Annotated in this window: 19 protein-coding genes and 1 pseudogene; 17 read left to right on the plus strand and 3 right to left on the minus strand. The window is 65.5% G+C overall.

The features are described 5' to 3' along the window. Positions 1–247 (minus strand): annotated as a pseudogene (locus E0T84_RS19665) (MinD/ParA family protein); the annotation flags it as partial. Between the two features lie 392 nt (positions 248–639). Between E0T84_RS19665 and E0T84_RS32640 the strand changes: the two are divergent. The 17 genes from E0T84_RS32640 (at position 640) to E0T84_RS19750 (ending at position 21,845) form a co-directional block, all read left to right on the plus strand. Continuing rightward, a complete protein-coding gene (locus tag E0T84_RS32640; protein ID WP_138745260.1) occupies positions 640–2,178 on the plus strand; it encodes an EspA/EspE family type VII secretion system effector in 1,539 nt (512 codons plus the stop codon). Positions 2,179–2,210: 32 nt separating this feature from the next. Continuing rightward, entirely contained in the window at positions 2,211–2,522 is a 312-nt protein-coding gene (locus tag E0T84_RS19675) for a type VII secretion target (protein WP_138745261.1), read from the plus strand. Between the two features lie 12 nt (positions 2,523–2,534). After that, the gene (locus E0T84_RS19680) at positions 2,535–3,383 is read left to right on the plus strand and encodes an ESX secretion-associated protein EspG (RefSeq protein ID WP_138745262.1); all 849 of its coding nucleotides are present in this window, start codon (positions 2,535–2,537) and stop codon (positions 3,381–3,383) included. Positions 3,384–3,397: 14 nt separating this feature from the next. Beyond that, entirely contained in the window at positions 3,398–3,955 is a 558-nt protein-coding gene (locus E0T84_RS19685; protein WP_138745263.1) for a YbaB/EbfC family DNA-binding protein, read from the plus strand. Then, positions 3,948–5,672, plus strand: a complete 1,725-nt coding sequence (eccA, locus tag E0T84_RS19690) for a type VII secretion AAA-ATPase EccA (RefSeq protein WP_138745264.1) — start codon at positions 3,948–3,950, stop codon at positions 5,670–5,672. Before E0T84_RS19685 ends, eccA begins: the two co-directional genes overlap by 8 nt. A 2-nt stretch (positions 5,673–5,674) precedes the next feature. Further along, the gene (gene eccB, locus E0T84_RS19695) at positions 5,675–7,117 is read left to right on the plus strand and encodes a type VII secretion protein EccB (protein WP_138745265.1); all 1,443 of its coding nucleotides are present in this window, start codon (positions 5,675–5,677) and stop codon (positions 7,115–7,117) included. Then, the gene (eccCa, locus tag E0T84_RS19700; protein WP_138745266.1) at positions 7,114–9,342 is read left to right on the plus strand and encodes a type VII secretion protein EccCa; all 2,229 of its coding nucleotides are present in this window, start codon (positions 7,114–7,116) and stop codon (positions 9,340–9,342) included. Before eccB ends, eccCa begins: the two co-directional genes overlap by 4 nt. Before the next feature lie 2 nt (positions 9,343–9,344). Next, the gene (gene eccCb / locus E0T84_RS19705; RefSeq protein WP_070185144.1) at positions 9,345–11,096 is read left to right on the plus strand and encodes a type VII secretion protein EccCb; all 1,752 of its coding nucleotides are present in this window, start codon (positions 9,345–9,347) and stop codon (positions 11,094–11,096) included. A 180-nt stretch (positions 11,097–11,276) separates the two neighbouring features. Beyond that, positions 11,277–11,570 (plus strand): PE family protein, encoded by a 294-nt coding sequence (locus E0T84_RS19710; RefSeq protein ID WP_070185143.1) that lies wholly within the window; start codon positions 11,277–11,279, stop codon positions 11,568–11,570. Positions 11,571–11,612: 42 nt separating this feature from the next. Beyond that, entirely contained in the window at positions 11,613–12,938 is a 1,326-nt protein-coding gene (locus E0T84_RS19715; RefSeq protein ID WP_075910086.1) for a PPE family protein, read from the plus strand. 91 nt (positions 12,939–13,029) lie between these two features. Continuing rightward, a complete protein-coding gene (locus E0T84_RS19720; RefSeq protein ID WP_070185141.1) occupies positions 13,030–13,332 on the plus strand; it encodes a WXG100 family type VII secretion target in 303 nt (100 codons plus the stop codon). Between the two features lie 30 nt (positions 13,333–13,362). Then, a complete protein-coding gene (locus E0T84_RS19725; RefSeq protein ID WP_070185140.1) occupies positions 13,363–13,650 on the plus strand; it encodes a WXG100 family type VII secretion target in 288 nt (95 codons plus the stop codon). 130 nt (positions 13,651–13,780) lie between these two features. After that, positions 13,781–15,214, plus strand: coding sequence for a MinD/ParA family protein (locus E0T84_RS19730; RefSeq protein ID WP_070185139.1), 1,434 nt, complete (start codon positions 13,781–13,783; stop codon positions 15,212–15,214). After that, positions 15,211–16,743, plus strand: coding sequence for a type VII secretion integral membrane protein EccD (gene eccD / locus E0T84_RS19735; protein ID WP_075910087.1), 1,533 nt, complete (start codon positions 15,211–15,213; stop codon positions 16,741–16,743). Before E0T84_RS19730 ends, eccD begins: the two co-directional genes overlap by 4 nt. A 709-nt stretch (positions 16,744–17,452) precedes the next feature. Beyond that, positions 17,453–18,247 carry a hypothetical protein gene (locus E0T84_RS19740; protein ID WP_138745267.1) on the plus strand — a complete coding sequence of 265 codons (795 nt, stop codon included), beginning with the start codon at positions 17,453–17,455 and terminating at the stop codon, positions 18,245–18,247. Positions 18,248–18,279: 32 nt separating this feature from the next. Then, complete coding sequence (locus E0T84_RS19745; RefSeq protein ID WP_138745268.1) at positions 18,280–19,422, plus strand: hypothetical protein; 1,143 nt, start codon at positions 18,280–18,282, stop codon at positions 19,420–19,422. Between the two features lie 35 nt (positions 19,423–19,457). Continuing rightward, positions 19,458–21,845, plus strand: coding sequence for a hypothetical protein (locus E0T84_RS19750; RefSeq protein ID WP_138745269.1), 2,388 nt, complete (start codon positions 19,458–19,460; stop codon positions 21,843–21,845). Positions 21,846–22,002: 157 nt separating this feature from the next. Here E0T84_RS19750 and E0T84_RS19755 read toward each other — a convergent pair whose 3' ends face one another. Both E0T84_RS19755 and E0T84_RS32645 read right to left on the minus strand, forming a co-directional pair. Next, the gene (locus E0T84_RS19755) at positions 22,003–22,341 is read right to left on the minus strand and encodes a YbaB/EbfC family nucleoid-associated protein (protein ID WP_171055094.1); all 339 of its coding nucleotides are present in this window, start codon (positions 22,339–22,341) and stop codon (positions 22,003–22,005) included. Continuing rightward, a complete protein-coding gene (locus tag E0T84_RS32645; RefSeq protein WP_138745270.1) occupies positions 22,338–23,900 on the minus strand; it encodes a hypothetical protein in 1,563 nt (520 codons plus the stop codon). The genes E0T84_RS19755 and E0T84_RS32645 overlap by 4 nt, the downstream gene beginning before the upstream one ends. Positions 23,901–23,917 lie beyond the last annotated feature (17 nt).

A 23,917-nucleotide genomic window follows, 5' to 3' on the forward strand; every position in this document is an offset into this window, starting at 1 on the left:
CCCGGAACGTGCTGCGGGCGCGCTCGGCGTCCGGGTCGGTCGGTACGACTTGGGTTGCTCCGGGGTCGTCGGGATCGCTCGTGTTCTCCGGTGGCTTCGACGGCACGAAATTGACCGGCGGGCGCCCCGGTATCGACGGCGGCGCCGGCGGCTTGCGACGCGTGGGCCGGGTGTCCGGCTCGAAATCGGATTCCTCCGGACCCGTCCAGCCGAGCTCTCTACGCAAGGTGTCGTCGGGGTCGGGCACGCCTGAATCTCCTCACCGAACTCACACACGGGAACTTTGAACGTGCTCAAGTATCGACTACAACGCGTCCGGCTTGCATGATCCGTCCACAATCGGCCCGAAATTACGGTGCAGCAAATTTGTGTGGCAAACCTCCGCCCGCCCCGATCCCGCGGCCGAGGGTGCCCGCGCAGGTACCGCCCGGACCCCTGCACCTGCCCCATGGCGCGCGCTACGCGGTATTGCTTGCCGCCTGCCCTCAGCGGTCGGAGAAACGATCGCTCAACTGCGATAAATCGAGGTCGAAGGATGTCTCGGGAGGCTCGGTCCAGGTGGTCGGAAGGGGCGAAATTGGTGCGCTGACCGGGTCAGATGCGCTGGTAATCTCTGTTCCGGCGAAGGGGATACGGGGCATGGGATTGCTGGGCGATATTGCCGATTTCGGCAAAGGCGTGATCGAGAACAACCTGAAGTGGACCGAGCGCGCCGCCGAGGTCGGAGAGTTCATCGTCCGTAACACCGTGGGCGCCGAACTCGAGCAGGCCGGCAGGTTCGGCGCCCAGATCGTCGACCTCAGCCAGAAGGCCGCCAGTTTCTTCGCATCCCAGATCGGCCAGCGGCTGATCAGGGCCGCCCGTTCGCCCGTCCTGGCGGCCGGTCAGCAGACCATCGAGTCGATGAAGCGCAGCACGGGAGTCGGCGAGCCGGAGAACGGGCAGCGCTTCGGCGACGGGGTGGACAAGCTGGACGCGGCCGGGCAGGTGCTGGCGGCGGCGTTCCCCGACGACAGCTGGAACAGCGGAGGTGCCAGCGCCTATGCCGGTCGCAACACCGAGCAGGTCGGGCGCGTTCAGACCATGCTCGGGCTGGACAACACGGTGGCCGGAGTGCTTTCCGCCGAAGCCGATCAGATCGCGGCCACTCGCGACAGCCTCGACGGGCACTCCGACTGGTTGGGCGCGATGAGCCTGCTCACCACGACCACGGGCATCATTCCGGGTTTCGGGACGGCCGCTCAGATGGCAGCCGAGGTGGCGATGGTCGCCAAGGCGGTCAGCGATTCCAGCCGCGATCTCAAGATCTTGGGCGGCCACATCGATCAGAACGCGGCCGTGTTACGCACCGCGGCAGCGCAATACGAGGCCCTGGCGGGTGGCGCCGCCCCTGTCGGCGCGGAGTTCGCGCCCCCGGTCGGTGACCCGCAGGCGCCCACCGGAGTGACAGACCCAGAGGCAGATCCAGAGTCCGTGGCGCCCGCCTCCACGGGTGGCGGCGGCTCCCCTTCCGGTGGAGGTGGGCCGTCGGGCGGCAGTCCTGGTGCACCGGCCGGCTCGTCGGGACCGGTTTCGGCTTCGGCGACGCCGGCAGCCGCGGCGCCTCCCTCCTCACCTGCGGCCTCTGAGGCCGCCGGTGCACTCGGCGGGCTTCTGGGGTCATTGGTGAGCCCACTCGGCGGAATCCTGGGCGGCGTATTGCAGGCCGCCGGCCAGGCGGCGACCCAGGCGGCACAGATGGGCAGTCAGGCGGCCGGGCAGCTGGGGAGCCCCACGACTGGTGCGGCCCAGCTCGACAAAGCGTCGGACATCGCCGACGCGGCAACCGACGGCCACGACCGGGAGGACGGCGACGGCCGCGACAAAGACGACGAAGACGACAAGGACGACAAGAAGGACGGCGAAGGCACGGACGGCGAGCCCGAACAGGGTCGGCCCGACGGCTCGGCCGGGGCGCATGCGGCGGGTGGACCGGCTGATCCGCTGGGTGCGGGTGCCGATGAGGAGACCGCCAAGACACTGCCGCCCGACCTCGAAGCGGTGGCCGCCGGCCGCGGCCTCGCGGGCCAGGCTCCGGTGCATGTCGGGGCGGATTTCGAGCAGGGCCAGCTGCATATGGCAGCGGCGGCTACATTAGATCGCGGTGTACCCGGATCTGCGGCCGTGATCGACAGGTAAGAATCCGGGGACAGGGATCGAGGGGAATTTTCATGGCGGGTGATTTGCGGGTTGCCACCGCTCATTTGCACGAGCTGTCGGCCAAGCAAGGCCAGGCGGCGACCAGCTTGGCCGCGGCCACCGGGGTTGTCGACGGGGTCGACGCTTCGGTGCGCGTGACACACGGGCCGATTTCGTCGTCGACGGCGGCGGCCGTGGCGGCCGCGCTGCACGCGCGTCGGGCTGCGGGCAGCGGTATGGCCAGGATGTCGCTGGACCTCGGGGAGAAGCTCACTCGCGCAGCGGGGGGCTACGACCACACGGATTCGTCGATGGCCGGCACCCTCCGTGGAACCGTTCGGTAGGGGAGCGCACTGATGACCAATTCCTTCAGCGCTGACGCCAACACCGCGGCGATCGACGATGTCGTCGGGGCCGAACTGACCATCGACGGAATCCTCGTCGTCGCCGACAAGCTGGGGCTGACCGATTTCCCGCCCTCGATGGGGATCCGGTTGAACATCCCGCAACCCGACCTGCGCAAGGTCGTGTGGGAGCAGGTCGAGCGCGACCTGATGGCCCAGGGGGTGCTGGATGTCTACGGCAACCCGCACCCGGAGGTGGCTGCCATGCTCGACACCTTGAGCCGGCCCGAACGCACGTTGGAGGGGCGCTGGTGGCGTCGCGACGCGGGCGGGAAGATGCTCCGGTTCGTGGTGTGCCGCAAGGGGGGTCGGCATGTGGTCGCCGCCCGCGACAACGACATGCTGGTGCTGCAGCGGGTGGCCGCGCAGGTGGGTCTGGCGGGCATGGTGACGACCGTGCTCGGTGAAGGCATGCCGGCCAGCGTCGAGCCGTTGACCGGCGTCGCCGCGACCCTGGCCAACTGCCGGACAGCCGACGAGCTCACCGGTTACGGCATTCCGCCGACCTCGGCACGGGTATACGCCAACATCATCTCCGAGCCGGAGAGCTGGGTGGAGCTGGTGGTGTCCGAGCGGAACCCGGGCGGCACCACTTCTCAGGTCGACGTGGCAGCGGGAGTGCTCGATTCCAAGCAGGGACGCATCGTGTCCATCCCGCGCCGGGTGAACGGGGAGCTCTACGGCAGCTTCCTGACCGGCACCAGGGACAATCTGCAGCGGGCCCTTGACGCGCTGGTCGAGTTCCTGCCCTCGGGCTCGTGGTTCGACAAGTCCGAGCCGGACAGCTCCTACCTGCACTGAAAGAGGCCGCCACGGTGGGTGACTTTCCGCCACATCATCCGGACGACGATGACGATTATCAGGATCTTTCGGCGCTGGACGTTGCGTCCTCGGACGACAACTCGGACGCAGCGGCTCTGGATGCGCTCGGAACGTACGACGACGACGGTGTCGTATTCGGCGATCCCGCGTCGGACGACACCGACAGCGGCGACGGTGGGGACTCGGAGGAATCTGTCGACGAGGACGAGAACCTTGCGGTGCCGCTGTTCACCGTCACCAACCCGCCAGAAACCGTCACGGTGACGGCTTTCATGGACGGTCGGGTCCAGCAGATCGAGCTGGCGCCCAAAGTCACCAACCTGACCGAACGGGATCTCGCCGAGGAGATTCTCGTGATCGCGGGCCTGGCCGCTCAACAGGCCAAATCCGCGCAGTACTCGTTCATGCTCGCAGGTATGCGTGAGCATGGGCACGACGACGCGGCGACCCGCGACTTTCTGACCCGCGACCTGGATCTGCTCACCCCAGAGCAAGCCGATGATGCTCGGGCCCAGGTCTTTTCGACTCGCTATGGAGGCGATCATGGTTGACCACCTCGCTGGGATGTTCGGCTCGGCAGTCGGGATGCTGAGCAGTTCCCCGGCCCGTGCGCTCGAGATATTCACCGAGATCACCAATTACGACGAATCCGCGTGTGATGGGTGGGTCGGCCGGATCCGCTGCGGCGACAACGATCGCGTGACGCTGTTCCGGGCCTGGTATTCGCGCTCGAACTTCGGCCAGCTGGCCGGTTCGGCCGAGATCTCGATGAACAGTGTCGGTGCGCGGATCCCCATCGGTGGCATCTACGGCAAGGACATCTCCTACCCGATCAACTCACCGTTGTCGATCACCATGGGCTTCGCCGTGCAGGAGGCCGCAGAGGGCAACTATGCCGATGCGATGGAGGCGTTGGAAGACGCCCCGTCCGCCGGTTCCGATCATCTGGTGGCCTGGGTCAAGGCCGTGATCTACGGTGCGGCGCAACGCTGGACGGATGTCATCGACCAGGTGCGCGGCGCCGATCACTGGCCGGACAAGTTCCTTGCCGCCGCGGCTGGGGTGGCACACGGGGTGGCGGCGGCCAACCTGGGGCTGTTCACAGAGGCTGACCGTAGGCTCACCGAGGCCAATGACACACCGGCCGGCCAGGCGTGTGCACCGGCCATCGCGTGGTATCTGGCGATGGCCCGGCGCTACCAGGGCAACGAGGAGTCGGCCCAGGTTCTGCTGGAATGGCTGCAGGCGAACTTCCCGGAACCCAAAGTCACTGCCGCGCTGCGTGATCCGGCTTACCGGCTGGAGACCACCACCCCCGAGAAGATCGCCGCCCGCACCGACCCCTGGGATCCCTCCAGCGTGGTGGCCGACACCTCCGGGCGGGACAAGCTGTTGGCCGAGGCGCAGGCGGAGCTGGACAAGCAGATCGGGCTGGGCCGGGTCAAGGAACAGATCGAGGCCTACCGGGCGGCCACCCAGATGGCCAGGATCCGTGCTGCGCGCGGTATGAAGGTGGCCCAGACCTCCAAGCACATGATCTTCGCCGGCCCGCCGGGCACGGGTAAGACGACGATCGCGCGGGTGGTGGCCAACATCCTGGCCGGCCTCGGGGTCATCGCCGAGCCGAAGCTGATCGAGACGTCGCGTAAGGATTTCGTCGCCGAGTACGAGGGTCAGTCCGCGGTGAAGACGGCCAAGACGATCGACCGGGCGCTGGGCGGTGTGCTGTTCATCGACGAGGCCTACACCCTGGTGCAGGAGCGCGACGGTCGCGCCGACCCGTTCGGCACCGAAGCGCTGGACACCCTGCTGGCCCGGATGGAGAACGACCGCGACCGGTTGGTGGTCATCATCGCCGGGTACAGCAACGACATCGATCGCCTGCTGGAGACCAACGACGGCCTGCGGTCGCGCTTCGCCACCCGCATCGAGTTCGATTCGTACTCGCCCGATGACATCGTCGAGATCACGAAAGTCATTGCCAAGGCCAATGATTCACAGCTGGATGACGAGGCGGCCAAGCGGGTCCACGAGGCGGCGAGCCTGCTGAGTCAGCGGGCCCTCAACGGCAAGCCGGCGCTGGACATCGCCGGCAACGGGCGCTACGCCCGGCAGCTGGTGGAGGCCGGTGAGCAGAACCGTGACATGCGGCTGGCCCGGTCGCTGGACTTCGAGAGCCTGGGCGTCGATCAGCTCAGTGAGGTCAACGGAGAAGACATGTCAGCGGCGATCGCGGCGGTTCACGCCCGCCTGAACATCGGCGGATAGCGATGGCAGGTTTCCGGCTCACCACCAAGGTCCAGGTCAGCGGCTGGCGTTTTCTGCTGCGACGCGTCGAGCACGCCATCGTGCGCCGGGACACCCGGATGTTCGACGATCCACTGCAGTTCTACAGCCGCGCGGTGTTCGCCGGCATCGTGGTCTCGATACTGATCTGCCTGGGCGCGGGCCTGATGGCGTATTTCAAGCCGCTGGGCAAGCGCGGCACCGACCAACTCGTGGTGGACCGCACCACCAACCAGCTGTACGTGATGCTGTCCGGCAGCAACGTGCTGCGGCCGGTGTACAACCTGACCTCGGCTCGGTTGGCCCTCGGCAATTCAGGCACCCCGTCGGCGGTGAAGTCCGAGGAGCTCAATCGGATGCCCAAGGGGCAGCCGATCGGTATTCCGGGTGCGCCGTATGCCACGCCGACGGGCGTGCCCGCGTCGCGCTGGACGCTGTGTGACACCGTCGCCAAGCCGGACAGCTCGGCGCCCAAGGTGGAGTCTTCGATCCTGATCCGTTCGCTGACAACGGATTCCGCCGTCGGCCCAATGGGTCCGAACCAGGGGATGCTGGTGTCCTTCGAGGGGGACAACTGGCTGGTTACCGCCGACGGCCGGCACAGCATCGACCTGTCCGACCGGGCGGTGAGCTCCGCGGTGGGCATCCCGGTCACCGCCAGGGCCACCCCGGTGTCCGAAGGTCTGTTCAACGCACTGTCGAACATGGGACCGTGGCAGCTGCCGATGATCCCGGCCGCGGGCGCGCCGAATACCGTTGGGCTGCCGGAGAATCTGGTGATCGGGTCGGTGTTCCAGACGGCCACCGAATCCGAACCGCAGCATTACGTGGTGCTGCCGGACGGGGTGGCCCGCGTCAACCCCACCACGGCCGCGGCCTTGCGTGCCACCAACTCATACGGGTTGTTGAAGCCGCCGTCGGTCGAGGCCAGCGTGGTCGCCAAGATCACCGAGCGGGTGTACGGCTCGCCGCTGCCGGACAAGCCGCTCGACGTGTTGCTGCGTCAGGACTCGCCGGTGCTGTGCTGGGCCTGGCAGCGGGAACCGGGTGATCAGGCACCGAAGACCAGCGTCATCGCGGGCCGTCGCCTGCCGCTCCCGTCGTCTGCGGTCGGCACCGGCATCGACCAGATCGGCGGTGACGCAACGGTGTACATCGAAGGCGGTCAGTTCGTCCGCCTGCAGTCGCCGGATCCCCGGGTGGGCGAGAGCCTGTATTACATCGACCCGCAGGGAGTGCGGTACGGCGTGGCCAATGACGACGCTGCGAAAAATCTGGGCTTGTCGGGTGCGGTGAATGCACCGTGGCAGGTCGTGGGGCTGCTGGTGGAGGGCCCGGTGTTGTCGAAGGATGCAGCGCTGCTCGAGCACGACACGCTGCCCGCCGACCCGAATCCGCGCAAAGTCGAAAGCAAGCAAGGCTCATGACGACCAAGAAATTCACCCCGACCATCAAGCGGGGGCCGCGGCTGACACCGGGTGAGATCAACGTCGCCGCACCAGATGACCTCGGCATCGACATCCCGCCCTCGGGCATGCAGAAAGCCATGCCCTGGGTCATGGGTGGCTGCATGATCGGCATGATCGCGATCATGATCTTCACCGGTGTGCGTCAGCTGTCCCCGTACATGCTGATGATGCCGCTGATGATGATCATGGGCACGGTCGGTTTCATGTCCAGCGGTGGCGGCGGCGGCAAGAAGGTCCCCGAGATCAACGCCGACCGCAAGGAATACCTGCGATACCTGGCCGGCCTGCGCACTCGGGTGACCGCGTCGGCGTCGGCTCAGGTGGCGTTCTTCGGTTACCACGCACCGCATCCCGACGATCTGCTGTCGATCATCGGTACGCACCGGCAGTGGTCGCGGCAGGCCAACTCGGATTTCTACGCCGCAACCCGGATCGGTATCGGCGCCGAGATCGCGGTGGACCGGCTGCTCAAGCCGAACACCAGCGGGGAGCTGGCCGGTCCACAGGGTGCGCCACAGCCGCACCTGGAGCCCGTCAGCCACATGTGGGTGACCAAGTTCCTGCGCACCCACGGCCTGATCCAGGATTGTCCGAAACTTGTTCAGCTGCGGACATTTCCGACCATCGCCGTCGGCGGTGACATCCAGGGTGCGGCAGGGCTGCTGACCGCGATGATCTGTCATCTGGCGGTGTTCCATCCGCCAGACCTGCTGCAGATCCGGGTGCTCACCGACAATCCGGAGGACCCGAACTGGTCGTGGCTCAAGTGGTTGCCGCACGCGCAGCACCAGACTGACACCGACGCGGCCGGGCCCACCCGGCTGGTCTACACCCGGCCCGACGGCCTGAGCGATCTGACCGCACGCGGCCCGCACAGCGCCGACTCGGCGCCGGGCGGTCCATATGTGATCGTGGTGGACCTGACCGGTGGCAAGGCCGGCTTCCCGGTCGACGGCCGGGCCGGCGTCACCGTGCTCACCCTGGGCAACCACCGCGGTTCGGCCTACCGGCTGCGGGTCGACGCGGACGGCACGGCCGACGACAAGCTGCCCAACCAGAACTACCGCGAGGTGACGCGAGTCGTCGACCGGATGACCCCGGCGCAGGCCGGCCGGGTGGCCCGCAAGCTTGCCGGCTGGTCGATCACCGGCACGATCATCGACAAGAACGTCCGGGTGCAGAAGAAGGTCTCCAAGGAATGGCACCACCTGGTGGGCGCCAAGTCGGTGGAAGAGGTGACCCCGGCGCGTTGGCGGATGTTCACCGACACCGACCGGGACCGGCTCAAGATCCCGTTCGGCCACGAGCTCAAGACCGGCGAGGTGATGAAGCTCGACATCAAGGAGGGCGCCGAGTTCGGTGCGGGCCCGCACGGCATGTTGATCGGGACCACCGGTTCGGGCAAGTCGGAGTTCCTGCGCACCATGATCTTGTCGCTGGTGGCCACCCACCACCCCGACCAGATCAACCTGCTGCTCACCGACTTCAAGGGCGGTTCGACCTTTCTTGGTATGGAAAAGCTCCCGCACACCGCGGCTGTCGTGACCAACATGGAAGAGGAAGCCGAGCTGGTCGGCCGTATGGGCGAGGTGCTCACCGGTGAGCTCGACCGTCGTCAGCAGATCCTGCGTCAGGCCGGTATGCAGGTCGGTGCCGCCGGTGCGCTGTCGGGTGTGGCCGAGTACGAGAAGCACCGCGAGCGTGGTGCGGACCTCCCGCCGTTGCCGACGCTGTTCGTGGTGGTCGACGAGTTCGCCGAGCTGCTGCAGAACCATCCGGACTTCATCGGACTGTTCGACCGGATCTGCCGCGTGGGTCGCTCGCTGCGGGTGCACCTGCTGCTGGCCACCCAGTCGCTGAACACCGGCGGTGTCCGCATCGACAAGCTCGAGCCCAACCTGACGTACCGAATTGCGTTGCGTACCACCAGCTCTGCGGAGTCCAAGGCGGTGATCGGCACACCGGAGGCGCAGTACATCACCAACAAGGAGAGTGGTGTCGGGTTCCTGCGGGTGGGCATGGAAGACCCGGTGAAGTTCAGCACCCTCTACACCGGTGCCAACTACGTGCCCGAGGTGGAGGATTCCGGGGACGGTGAGGCCAGGCCTCGCGAGAAGCGCCAGACCCGTTTGCGTATCCACCAGTTCACGACGACCCCGATCTTCGATACGGCGGTGAGCTAGCCATGAGTACTGACGCCGAACCCAGGGTGTTGCGCGAGGTCGTCCTCGAGCAGCTGGGCACCGGGGAGAGCCGCGCCTACAAGATGTGGCTGCCGCCGCTGACCGACCCGACACCGGTCAATGAACTGATCGAGCGTGACTACCAGCGCGCGCCGTTGCGTTTCGCGCTGGGAATCATGGACGAGCCGCGCCGGCACCGGCAGGACATCTGGGGCGTCGACGTCTCGGCGGCCGGCGGCAACATCGCGATCGGCGGTGCGCCGCAGACCGGGAAATCGACGTTCCTGCAGACGCTGATGTTGTCGGCCGCGGCCACCCACACGCCGCGCCAGGTGCAGTTCTACTGCATCGATCTCGGCGGTGGTGGCTTGATGTACATGGAGGATCTGCCGCATGTGGGTGGCGTGGCCACCCGCGCCGAACCCGACCGGGTCAACCGGGTGGTGGCCGAGGTCAAAGCGGTGCTGAGGGCCCGCGAGCAGGTGTTCAAGCAGTACCGCGTCGGCTCGATAGCGTCCTACCGCGAGATGCGGGACGACCCGAACAACGCGGCCGCGCAGGATCCGTTCGGTGACGTGTTCTTGGTGATCGACGGCTGGCCGGCCTTCGTGGCCGAGTTCCCCGATCTGGAACCGGCTGTGCAGGATCTGGCCGGTCAGGGTTTGGCGTACGGCGTGCACGTCATCATCTCCACGCCGCGCTGGACGGAGCTCAAGTCACGTGTGCGCGATTACCTGGGCACCAAGGTGGAGTTCCGTCTGGGTGACGTGAACGAGACCCAGATCGACCGGATCACCCGCGATATCCCGGCCAATCGTCCGGGTCGTGCCGTCTCCCTCGAGAAGCATCACCTGATGATCGGGGTGCCCCGGTTGGACGGTGTGCACAGCGCCGCCAACATCGTCGACGCCATCTCGGCGGGCGTGCAGCAGGTGGCCGCGCGTCACACCGATCAGGCGCCGCAGGTGCGGGTGCTCCCGGACCGGATCTACCTGCATCAGCTCGACCCGAACCCGCCGGGACCGGATTCGGATTACCGGACGCGCTGGCAGGTACCGCTGGGGCTGCGCGAGTCGGACCTCACGGTGGCCTACAACCAGATGAACTCGACGCCGCACCTGCTGATCTTCGGCGCTCCCAAGTCGGGCAAGACCACGATTGCGCATGCGGTGGCCAAGGCGATCTGCAGTCGCAACAGCCCCGATCAGGTCAGGTTCATGCTGGCCGACTACCGGTCGGGCCTGCTCGATGCGGTGCCCGAGTCGCATTTGCTGGCGGCCGGCGCGATCAACCGCAACAGCGCCTCGCTGGAGGAGGCGATCAAGGCGCTGGCGACCAACTTGAAGAAGCGGTTGCCGCCGCCGGACCTGACCACCGCGCAGCTGCGGGCGCGGTCATGGTGGAGCGGGCCCGACATCGTGCTGCTGGTCGACGACTGGCACATGATCACCGCCGCCGCCGGCATGATGTCGCCGATGGCGCCGCTCGGTCCGCTGCTTCCGGCAGCCGCCGATATCGGCTTGCACGTCATCGCGACGTGCCAGATGAGCCTGGCGCACCGGGCAACGATGGACAAGTTCGTCGGCGCCGCCTACGGCGCCGGTTCGCCGACTTTGTTCCTGTCCGGCGAGAAGAACGACTTCCCGTCGCGGGAGATCATCGTCAAGAAAAGGCCGCCTGGCCAGGCATTTATGGTCGCGCCGGACGGCAAGGAGGTCATTCAGGCGTCCTATGTCGATCCGCCCGCCGAATAAGTGTTCTCAGCACCCCAGAACGGCAGTTAGTATTTACCCAACGCACTCAGCAACGCTGGCGGCGGCCCGCCAGCAAAGGGATCGGGGGACAGGTTCCTTGGCGACTTGGCAAACTCCATGCCACGTCGGTCTTGAGTGCTTGTCCCTGGTTATTTGCAATCGAAACAGGGGAGCAAGCAAATGCAACCGATGATGCACAACCCGGGCGCCGAAGGTGTTGCGGCACAGGTGATCGCAAACGCGGCCCGTGGTCTGGCCGGCGGCACCACGGCTTCTGCGGCCGTCACCGCGCTGGTTCCGGCCGGCGCTGACGAGGTCTCGGCCATGGCGGCCATGGCCTTCGCCAGCGAGGGGGTCGAGGCCCTTACGGCGAACTCGTTCGCCCAGGAGGAGCTGACCCGCGCGGGTGCGGCGTTCCAGGAGATCGCGGGCATCTACAACGCGGTCGACGCGGCCCAGGCCACCACGCTTTAGCACGTCGTAGGCATATTCGTCTTCAGATAGGGTCATCGAGTCATGGTTGCGGCACCACCCGTCCCACCGACCTGGTTCGCGTTGCCTCCAGAGATCAACACCGCCCGCTTGATGGTCGGTGCTGGTCCGGCACCGATGCTCCAGGCGGCCACGGGTTGGGAGGGGCTGGCGATCCTGCTCGAGACCCAGGCTGACGAACTTGCCGGTGCGCTGAGCAACTTGACCGCGGTGTGGAGCGGCACGGCAAGTGAGCGTGCGGTCGCTGCGACCATGCCGATGATCATGTGGCTGCGAACCATGGCACTGCAGGCTCAGAAGCGGGCTCTGCAGGCCGGCGCCCAGGCGAGTTCGTACAGCCTGGCGTTGGCGACCACTCCGCCGATTCCGGAGATCGAGCAGAACCACGTCACTCACGCGGTCCTGGAAGCCACCAACTTCCTGGGCATCAATACGATGCCGATCGGGCTCAACGAGATGGACTACTTCGTCCGGATGTGGAACCAGGCGGCCGGGGCGATGGAGGCGTACCACGCCGAAACGACCGTCAACCTGCTGTTCGAGCCGATCATGCCGATGATGCCGATCGTGCTGCCCGGAATCGGAGAGACCACCGCGGCGGCGGCGCTCGCGTCGACCGCTCCGCGGACGGCAATGGGTGCGGCCCGCAACATGACGATCGAAGGCATCAGTGCCATATCGACGATGTCATCGATCAAGTTGGCCACCGGCAATGCCGCCGCGCAGGCCAATCATGCCGAGCAGCGGGCGATGGGCGCGGCGAGCAAGGGCGAGAACGCCGGGCAGCAGGAAAAGGATCCGTCTGAGAAGAACCCGATGCAGCAGGGCATGCAGATGGTCATGCAGATGGGGCAGCAGGGCGGGCAGCTCGCGGGGCAGATCCCGCAGATGCTCCAGTCCCAGATGCAGACCTTCACCCAGCCGCTGCAGCAGGTGACCCAGATGGTCAGCCAGTTCTCCGGCATGGGCGGCAGTCAGTCGGGCATGCAGTCCGGGCTGATGGGGGCGATGCCGTTCTCGAACCATCCGCTGGCCGGCGGCACCGGTGCGAGTTCGGGAGCGGGCCTGGTGCGCGCGGCGTCGCTGCCGGGTGCGCTCGGGTCCCCGCCGCGCACAGCGCTGTTGTCGAGCATGTTGGGCATCAGCGGGGAGGCCAAGCCGGCGATGTCGGCCATGGCCGCGGGTCCGACGGGCCCGATGGCGCCGGTGGGTGCCGGCGGCGGCGGTGGGGCCGGTGCACCGGTGCACGCCGCCAAGAAAGAAGAACAGAGTGGCGGCACGAAAGACGGATTGATCGCGCCGACCGCTCTCACATATGACCAAACAGATGACGCCGACGACGACTGGTAGGCGTCCACGTCAAGACTTTCCGGCCACCCGGCCGGAGGACTCGCCAAATTTCCATCTGGTGAGGACAAAGGGAAAATAAGGGGAATCCAACATGGCACAGATGAATACAGATGCCGCCGTCCTCGCCAAGGAGGCTGGTAATTTCGAGCGCATCTCCGGTGAGCTCAAGAGCGTCATCGCACAGGTCGAGTCGACCGGTGGCACCTTGGCCGCTCAGATGCAGGGTCAGGCCGGTACGGCCGCTCAGGCGGCGCTCGCCCGCTTCCACGAGGCTGCTGACAAGCAGATCCAGGAGCTGAACGAGATCTCGACCAACATCCACACCTCGGGTACTCAGTACACGAGCACCGACGACGATCAGGCCGGCAACCTGGCCTCGTCGATGAACATCTGACCTAACTGACCTCGAGAACGGAGACAAGACATGACAGAACAGGTTTGGAATTTCGCCGGTATCGAAGGTGGCGCCAGTGAGATCCAGGGCGCCGTCAGCACCACCGCCGGCCTGCTGGACGAAGGCAAGGGCTCGCTCGCTGCGCTCGCCTCGGCGTGGGGTGGCTCGGGTTCGGAGGCCTACCAGGCCGTTCAGACCCGTTGGGACAGCACCTCCAACGAGCTGAACCAGGCGCTGCAGAATCTCGCCCAGACCATCAGCGAGGCGGGACAGACCATGTCCCAGACCGAGGCCGGCGTCACGGGAATGTTTGCCTGACACTGCTCGGTATCAAGCATGCTTTTGGTGGGCGGGTACTCGGTCTATCTGGTGATAGCCGAACCCGCCCACCACTTGTGCTTGGGTGTAAAGATCTAACCACTTGTATTTGACTATCTGAGGGGTCCCCATGTCGGCCGACTATGACCGGCTCTTCCACTCGTCTGAACCGGGTAAACCGGTCGACGATGCCACCGCCATTGTGGACAGAGATGCCATTCTGAAGGCCGCCGCGGCCGCGCCGCCGCCACCGCCGGTTCAGGCCGGGGAAACCAGCTCCACGGATGTGCCCGTGGCCCCCACGGCATCCACCCAGACTCAGGCTGCCGCGCAGCCGCGGCACGCGGAGACCACACCGCAGATGCCTGCGCCGATGCCGCAGCCCCCGGCGACCGCGCCGCAGTGGCCGCAGAACTCGATGCTTCGCGCCCCGCAGCAGCAACAGCAGTTCGGCCAGGGCGCTCGCCACGAGCAGGCCCGGACGCTGCCCGGCCCGGCCCAGCGCGTTGCGCCCGGCCCGGCGCCGTCGCAGTTCGCCGACCTCGATCCTGAGGTCAGCGGCCAGTGGCGGGCAGGCCAGGCCATCCCGACTCCCGCGGCTCCCGGCCCCACGTCAGCGGCCTCGATGGGCAACCACCGCGCGATCGACGCGCTGTCGCACGTCGGCGTCAAGACCGGTGTGAAGATGCCGTCCCAGCGCGGATGGCGGCACTGGCTGTACCTCACGACGCGGATCAACCTCGGTCTGTCGCCCGACGAGATCTACGAACTCGAACTGCACAACCGCATTCGTCGCAACGCCCGCGACTCTTATCAGATCGGCGTGTTCGGCCTCAAGGGCGGCGTGGGCAAGACCGCAGTCACCGTCGCGCTCGGATCGGCGATGGCCAAGGTACGTGGCGACCGCATCCTGGCGATCGACGCCGACCCGGACGGCGGCAACCTGGCCGACCGGGCCGGGCGCCAGTCCGCGGCCACCATCTCCGACCTGCTGGCTGACCAGGAACTGACGCGCTACAACGACATTCGCGCCTACACGAGCATGAACGGCTCCAACCTCGAGGTGCTGTCCTCCGAGGATTACAGCGGCGCGCAGCGCGAGTTCGACGACGAGGACTGGAAGGGCGCCACCGCTGTGGTGTCGCGCTACTACAACCTCGTGCTGGCCGATTGCGGTGCCGGCCTGTTCCAGAAGGCTTCTCGCGGTGTGCTTTCCACCGTGTCCGGCATGGTGATCGTGGCCAGCGCCTCGATCGACGGGGCCCGGCAGGCCGCCATCACGATGGACTGGCTGCGCCAGAACGGATATCAGGATCTGCTCGGCCGGTCCTGCGTCATCATCAACCACGTCACACCGGGCAAACCCAACGTCGACATCGAGGATCTGGTGCAGCAGTTCGAACGCCACGTGCCTCCCGGCCGGGTCATCGTGCTGCCGTGGGACAAGCACATCGCCGCGGGCACCGAGATTCAGCTCGACCTGCTCGGCGACACGTTCCAGCGGCGCATCACCGAGCTGGCCGCTGCCCTGTCCGACGATTTCGACAGGCTTGAACGGCGTTGACCGCGACCGCAGCCGCAGCAGGCACATCGAGCACCACGCCCAGTAGGCCGTCCACCACCAGGGTCACGATTCTGACCGGCAAACGGATGACCGATCTGGTGTTGCCGGCCACCGCGCCGATCGAGACCTACATCGACGAAACCGTGAATGTCCTGGGCGAATTGCTCGAGGACACCCCGAAGGACACCCTCGCCGGCTTCGACTTCGCCGAACAGGGCATGTGGGCGTTCGCCCGGCCGGGTGCGCCGCCGTTGAAGGCCGACGAATCTCTGGATGACGCCGGGGTGGTCGACGGTTCGTTGCTGACCCTCGTCTCGGTCAGCCGCACCGAACGGTACCGCCCGTTGGTCGAGGACGTGATCGACGCGATCGCCGTGCTCGACGAATCACCGATATTCGACCGAACTGCATTGAACCGCTTTGTCGGCGTGGCGATCCCGCTGGTGGCCACGGCCGTCACGGTGATGTCACTGCTGTCCTGGAGCGGTGCCGGCCAAGGCTGGTGGTGGGCACTGGCGCTCGGGTTGTTCGGTCTGGGCCTGCTGGGCGGCAGCTTCGCCGCGCAGACCCGCTACCAGAACCTGGACCTGGCCGAGAGCTTGCTGATGGCCGCGACCATCGTGCTGGCCGGTGCCGCCGCATTGGCCGTGCCATTGCCGTACGACGCGGATTCCCTTGGCGCACCGCAAGTTGCCGGTGCCGGGGCGGTGGTGCTGTTGTTGACACTGGCGACCCGAGGCGGGCCGCGGCGCCGAGCCGATGTGGCCTCATTCGTCGCGGTGCTGGCGATCGCGATCACCGGTGCGGCGATCGCGATCGGCTACGGTGCCGGTACCTGGGTGCCGGCCGGCGCCATCGCGTTCGGATTGATCGTGGTGACCAACGCCGCCAAACTCACTGTCGCTGTTGCCCGTATCGCCCTGCCGCCGATCCCGGCGCCCGGTGAGTCGGTCTCCAACGACGAGCTGCTGGACCCGGTCATCACACCGGACGAGGTCGACGAAGCGTCACCCACGTGGAAGGCGATCATCGCCTCAGTGCCGGAATCGGCCGCCCGACTGCAAGAACGCAGCTTGCTGACCCGCCAGCTGCTGATCGGATTCCTGTCCGCCGGTTCACTGGTGCTGGCGGTCGGTGCCATTGCCGTTGTGGTGCAAGGACACTTCTTCGTGCACAGCATGATCGTGGCCACGCTCGTCGCCGTGATCTGTGGCTTCCGGTCACGGTTGTACGCCGAACGCTGGTGCTCCTGGTCCCTGCTCGCGGCGGCCATCGCCGTGCCGACGGGCGTGATGGTGCGCCTGTGCCTGTGGTACCCGGGCAGCGCCTGGATGGTGCTGTTGGTCTACACCGCCCTGGGTCTGGTCGCCGTGATCGCCGTCGGTGCCACCGATGGTGTGCGCCGGGTGTCGCCGGTGACCAAGCGGATCCTGGAGTTGAGCGACGGCCTGGCCATCGCCGCAGTGATCCCGCTGCTGCTGTGGATCGCCGGCGTGTACGACCTGCTGCGGAACCTGCGGTTGCACTGACGGTTTATCGGTTATGGGTCGGTGAGGAACTGCCGGTCGATCCTGAGGTGCTGAAGCCTGTCGTTGCGTAGTTCGTGGTGGCAGGCGGGGCCGCCAAGCGCGATAGCGGTGGTGTATATCGGTGTGGTGAACAAGATGGTCGAGCAGGGGATGGTCTTCCAGCAAGCGCGGGACGTCGTCACATCGAACATGCCGTCGCGACCCCGGAACAGGCCGGCGAAGCCGAACTCGCGCTCATCGCCCGGGACTCTGCGGGGGCACTGATCACTAGCGCTCAGCCCGCTACCTCTGCAGTGAGATAACGGGTTCGATGCCGAAGACGACGACGAACCGATGGGCTAGGCGGGAGTGCACGTCCCCGAGAAGCAGACAGGGTCGCCTCCGGTGCGGTTAGTTCTGGAACTCGTGGCTGCAATTGGACAGCGCAGCTGCGGGCCGGATTCTGGGACAGCCGCGGATGGTCTTGCGGGCTGAAAACGTAGAGAGAGCGTGCGGTAATGGGCCGAGGCCGAGCTCTAGAAGTTGTGCGTTCAGCGTGTCTTGAGCTCGGGTAGCATTTTGCTCAACCACTGGTAGAGGAGACCGTCACCGGTCGCCGCCTGAATGTTGTGTTTGGCGGCCGCAACGGCGTCGTCGTGTTTCCGGGCCTCGACGCTACAGGTCGGACTGGACGTCGGGTTTCCTCGTGACTAGTTGATGGGGGTTTGTGGTGACAGGTGAGTTGCGGGTCAACATTGCCGAGCTACGGGCGGGCGCCATGGGGTTCAAAGATGCGGCCGACGCACTTCCGGATCCGCCGAGTACGTTTCCTTCGTTGGGTACAGATCGGTTGGCGCAAGCGTTGACTAGCCGCACCAATGAGGTGGAGTCGTCGCTGCACGACATGATGCCGACGACCAGAAGCGAAGCGCGCACGACGGCAACCGACATTGGCACGGCCGCTGACCGGTACGAGAAGACCGACCAGCAAGTGCACGCTGATGTCAACGCCCGGTTGGCGGAGTTCGATTCGAAGTTCGGTTCGTCGAGTGGCGGCGGCGGGGGCATGGATGCGATAGGCCAGTTCGGTCAGCTCATGCAGATGCCCATGCAGATGGCCCAACAGCTAGGCCAGGTGCCCATGCAGATGGCTCAACAGTTGGGTCAGATTCCGCAGACGATCATGCAGAGCGTGCAGCAGCTCGGTCAGATGGGTGGCGGACTCGGTCACGGCGGTGCTGCGGCGGAAGGCTCCGGTGCAGGTGGTGCTGGCGGATCGGGGCCTGCACCAAAGCGAGAGGACGCGGCTGACGGCGATGATCGACAGGACCGCGACGACCGCGATGAGCGGAAAGGTGAAGATGAGCAGCGGGACGGTGCTGCGGCCCCCGACAGCGGTACGCAGCGTGCTCCCGCGCTCGGGCCTTCGGACGAAGCCGCTCCCCCTGCGCCGAAGGTAGAGGCAGCGCCGGCACCGGCGCAGCCGACGCGCCGGCCGCCGGCTGACCCGTCAGTCTCTTTGTGACCAACAGTGTTCGTTTACGTGAAGGTGTGGTGATGACTCTTCCTCCCCAGGGGCCCTACGGTTCGCAACCCGCCGGGGGCGGTGGGCCGCAGTGGGGCGGGCCACCACCGCAACGCCCGGGCGCGCAGCCGCCCGGCGGACAGTGGCCGCAGCAGCCATGGGGTGCTCCGCCGCGTCCCAACAAGGGCGGTAAGGGCAAGTGGATCTTGGTTGGTCTCGCGTTAGTCGCGGTCATTGCCGTCAGTATCGTCGGCACTGTTCTCGTACTGCGCCCAGACTCGGGCGGCGGCAACGGTCCGCAGTCCAACACCGCCAACAGTGGGTCCGAATTCGCTAGTGCCAATGACACCGGGCCGGCGAATATCATTACCGAGGACCCCACCTGCGATGCGTGGGGAGGAATTTCACGCGATATATCTGCGCGGGTCCCCGAGTGGGACGCGCAGGACTACTCAGTACCGGCAGCTCAATGGACCCCCGAACAGCGGGCGGTGTTCGATAAGAAGAGCGCTGCGCTGACTGGTGCAATCAAAAAAGTCGGCGACCTTGCCAAGCGCACGCCACATCGAATCATGCGCGAACTCTATAACCAGTATATTGCATATTCACAAGCAGTGATTGACTCGATTCCGTCATATACTTCCTCTGATGATAATAATATCGGAGCCTCCAACAAGATCTTCTCGACGCTGAATGTGGTCTGCTCCGCAATCGAATATCGCGTAGCGCAGAAAAGTGCGCCATTAATTTCAGATCCGTCTCCTCCATCGGACGTACAGGCCTTGAATCAAGGCAGCTTGGAACCGAAGCAGTTTCTTGACGGCGGTGGCCCTGTGTGTGATGAGTGGATCTCGATGGTTGAACGATTCGACAAAGACACCGAGGCGTGGCGCGCTCTTGATGCAAAAATTCCGGCGACGGAATGGACCCCTGAGCACAAAGCTGTCGTCGACGCTGTTAAACCTGTGATGATCGCCAACGCCGATGATATGGAGAAATTGGGCCGGCGAAGTGGGAACCCAGCATGGGAGGATCTCGCGGTCTTTGCGGCCCAGTATAGGCGTGCCTTTGTCGAGAACATCCCAAGTTATACAGTAACCGATAACTTCTTGTCCGCGGCGGCGGCTTATCTGTTCGTCGCTATCAAGTGGGCGTGTCAGGCTGCCGAGTCATGAGTGTGGTAGCGAATTCCGCGCATACCGGCCCTGTAATGTTGGACGATATTACTGATCTATTTTCCCTCTTGGGCGGACCAATTGCAAAGCCAGGCGGCGACGAGTACATAGATACTATGGTGGGCCCTGGCGCGTGGCCTGAATTCGATGAGTCCGTATTCGATCAGCGAAAAGAAGCGCTGAGTTACCTGAAGTCAGCGGTTACTCAAGCCCGCGCAAATTGGGACTCCGTCCATGCCAAAGTTTTCAATGGATTGTTCGTGTGGTTCGGTGGCGGCGCGTCGGCAGCTGCGGCGAAAGCCGAGCGGCATAGCAAGGCCATGGAGGATCTCGAAAACCAGCTGACTGCAGCGATCGAATGGTGCGCTAAGGCGTGGTCGACAACCAGGAACGCCAAAAAAGCGATTGCCGACTATGTCTGGCTCACACACAAGGCAATTACGGATCTATTGAACAAAGACTACGAAAAAGAATCGGACAAAAAAGACGCCGAGAATGCTGCCAAGAAGATGGCCGAGCAGGCATACATCGCAAACAAGCAATTTCTCGACAAGCTCGCCGAGGGCCTGAGCGGAAGAACCGAGGGACCGGAATCTCCACCGTCTGAGAGTCCTGGTGCCGCAGCCCTTGACAATGGAACCGGTACGCCAGGAGCGAGCCAAGGCGGTGACGCGGAGCCAGGGTCAGGTAGCTCACCGTCCGTATCATTCGCGAGTAATACGACAGACAAGCAACCGCATTCCGGAGATAGCGCGGCAAAGGATGGAGATGCCCAGGCGGTTGCTGCGGCGACTGGCGGACAGGGGGACAACAAGCGCGAGCCAGCCCAGACTCCGGCACCGGGTGTCGGCGGAGATGCTGAGGCGGTTGCTGCGGCGACTGGCGGACAGGGGGACAACAAGGCCGAGCCAGCCCAGACTCCGGCACCGGGTGTCGGCGGAGATGCTGAGGCGGTTGCTGCGGCGACTGGCGGACAGGGGGACAACAAGGCCGAGACAGCCTCGGCTCCGCCTGCGGTAGGCATGCCGCCCAGCGGCCAGCCAATAAATGGTGGAAGGCCTCCGACGCCAGGCACTTCCGGAGTGCCGGCTCCGTCCGCACCGTCGGCGCCGAGCGCCCCGAGCGCGAGCCCTTTGTCTAGCGCGGCGAGCAGTCTGTCGAGTAGCGGATCGCCGGCTTCCTCGGCGGCCAGTGCAGGGGCCGGGCTGGACCCGTCGAAGGCCGCGGGCCAAGCGCCGGTCGGTGCTGCGCCGACAGATCCGTTGCAGGCCTTCTCAAAGGGCCTCGCTGATTCAGCGGGAACGCCTGTGCACGCGGCCTCTTCCGGTGGTGCACCCCCGCCATTGGCACCATCGCCAGCGGTTCCGGCGAGCGATGCGATGGCGCCTGCTAATACAACGTCGGCGCCGGTGTCGCAAACAGGTGCGCAACCGGCCGCTTCCCCGGTACAGGGCCCGGCCGCGGGTGGCTCGATGGGAAGCGGCATGGGCATGGGCGGTATGCCGCTGGGCCCGCCGCCGACTCCGCCACCTGCAGCACCGGTCGCGCCGCCTGGGGCGGCCCCACCGCCAGCAGCGGGCCCGCCGGCAAACATCGCCGGTGGCGCGCAGGTCGCGCCGATTCCGGTGTCGGCAGCGCGCGCGGAGCGCGATGCCGCCCAAAATGCGGCGAAGCGATCAGGCTCGGATCCCTTGGAGCTCGCACGGAGGGTTGCGGCGGCACTCAACGTTGGTGTGGCCGAGCTGAAGTTCATGTGGCTCACCGGATTGACACAGGACGGCACGATCGTCGTGGCGAACAACTATGGACTGGGATATATCCCGCAGGGTGTGAAGCTGCCTGACCGGGTCAAGTTCGCCAGTATTGACGAATCCATCCCGATCAAGGAGCGGGCTAAGTGGACGACGTATCCGATTCTGGCGCTGCATGGTTGGGCTCAGGCGCACAATACGACGCTGCGTGCGCTGATCGGTTTCGAGGCGCAGTTCAAGGGTTCGGATCCTGGCGTGCCAACTGTGTTGTTGGAGCGCGAAGACTTGCCCACGGATGGACGGATGCAGGGACGGTCACGATTGGAGGTGATCGCGCCGGAGGTGGCTGCGCGACTGTGGACGATCACAGACGCCCAGCTGGTTGATATGTTGCCGCCGGCACCGACCGATCCTCAACCGCCGGAGGATAAGCGTTTCGATCTCATGATGGAGGTTTTCCGGCCATTGCTGAGCGCTGATACCCGCCGAGCTGTGCCTCAATTGGAAGCGTTGATTCCGTACGCAAATCACATGCAAGAGTTGGCATTACACGGTGCCTATACCGCAGTCGATGGCGAGGCTCTGCGCGTCGCTACAGCCGATGCGATTTACTGGCAGCACATCGCAGTAATGGCTAACGACGCGCTGCAGGCGCTCCCCGTACCGGAATAGGATGCGGTGTAACCGAGCGATCTGACCGAGTAGGTATTAGAACCGTTGGGCGCGAGGGAAACCGGCGCCGTCTAAGTTGAGGTGAACACGTCACCGACAGCCCAGGTCGTCTCGCTCTTGTGGCGAGACGAGCTGGGTTGTCGGCACTCGGACGGATTCAGCTCAGTTGTGGCCCGTCCGTGGTCAACTCGACGACCATCGCGTCCAGCCGCTCACGGTCGGCTTCGATAGAGGCAGTGGCCGAAGCGGTGGCCTTCTGAATCGCTTCGTTGAGGCGTTGTTCGACGACCTGGGCACCTAACCTCAGCAGTCCGTCCTTGATGTACACGTCGATCAGATGGTGGTGCCCGTTGAGTGTCACTTCGACGCTCTGGGCTTCGTCTGTCGCGGTGAACGTTTCGGTGTTCATCTTGTGCAGTTGCTCGTCCATCAGCGACTGCAGTTGCTGAGCTTGACGTAGAACCGCGGCGACCTGCGGATGCATCTCGTCGGTCACTTGGAATCCTGCCCATCCTGACCAGGCTTGCGCTTCCGCCGGCCGATGATGCCTTCGGTGTAGTTGCGGTCCTCGACGTAGAGATCCTCATCGCCGGCAAGTGCGGCGTTACGGCGCTTCTCTTTGCCCTGTCCTTGACCGTGGCCGCCGCCCATGCCACCCATGCCGCCGCCCATACCGCCCGTACCGCCGCCGCCCGGAACTCCTGTAGCCGCACCGCCACCGCGGGCAGCCGCAGGTGAAGCCCCTACCGAGTCCGCTCCAACGGCTGGACCGAGCGGTGCGGCGGGCATCCCGCCGCCGCCACCGCCCATGCCGCCACCGCCACCGGCGCTGGCCGGCTTGAGGCTCGGCTCTCCGAGACCGGGCATCTCCGGCTTGCCGCTACCGAGACCGCCGGGCGTGCCGCCGGTGGACGGCGCCCCTCCTCCGGACGACGGGGCACCGCCACCCGAAGGTGAGCCACCGCCAGACGGAGATCCTCCGGATTGCTGGCCGGCCGAGGGATCGGCGCTCGCCGGCGACATGGACGGTTGATCGAGCGCCGGCATCTCGGGGATCTTGGGTGTGCCTGTCCCGGCGGTGCCATTGTTTCCCATCCCGGAGGTTGGGCCGCCCGTCCCAGGGATGTTGGGCACTTGGCCGGCCTCGATGCCGCCCGCACCACGGGGAGGGTTGGATGCCCGCACCGGTTGGCTCACCAAGGAACTTGCGTAACCGTCGCGGAGGTCTTGGGATTGCTTTTCCAGCTCCTCCATGTCAGCGATAACCCGTTCAACGTGGCCGTTCAGGTGGTCGTAGGCGTCCCCGAGGCCGTCGACGATATTCCAGCTAAACGATTTGGCGTCAGCCAGTTCCTTCTCCAACTCGAGATATTTCTCATACAGCGGCGTGTGAGCATCCAAAGTTGCTTTGTGCTGGTCGTAGATGCTTTTTGCCACCTGCGCGAGCGAATTCCAGGCGGTGGACAGCTGGTTCATCCAGTCCACCAGCTCTTTCCGGTACGTTTCAGCGGCCTCCGCCGCGCCGCCTTCCCAGGCGGGAATAGTGGTGATCGGGAGGATCGAGCTCAAATCGGATGCAGTTTTCGACCACTGGCTGTGGGCGTTGCGAGCTGAAGCCCCCTGGTCGCCTCCCTCGAGCTTGGCCTGGGCAACCTTGATGTTCATACATTCACCGGGGGGAATGGCGGCCATTGGCTCCATCGGTTCCGGGTCTGCCGGGCGCGGTGCGGGCGGAGGCGGAACCGTGATGTCTGCCATCGCTGCCATCCGCTCAGGATCGGAAGACAGTATCCCGGCGTACGCCTCGTCCTTCTTGTCGTACTCAGTGGCTGCCTTCTCGAGGATGTCCGCGACGCGTCCGGCCTCTTCCTTAGCCCAGTTATTGCTGCGCTGCAGGGCGGCGGCATTCTTATTCAGGTTGTCGATGGCGGTGCCTGCCGGCATGAGATCGTTCGGTGCCTGAACCTGAGTGGGTTCACCCGGCCACGTCAGCCCCGTGAGTTCCGTCGCGCGGCTACGAAGCTGGCTGGTATCGACCTTCAGTTCTTCTGTCATGACTATTCCTCCCGACC

This window comes from Mycobacterium sp. DBP42, from assembly GCF_005924235.1.
Classification (GTDB): domain Bacteria; phylum Actinomycetota; class Actinomycetes; order Mycobacteriales; family Mycobacteriaceae; genus Mycobacterium; species Mycobacterium syngnathidarum.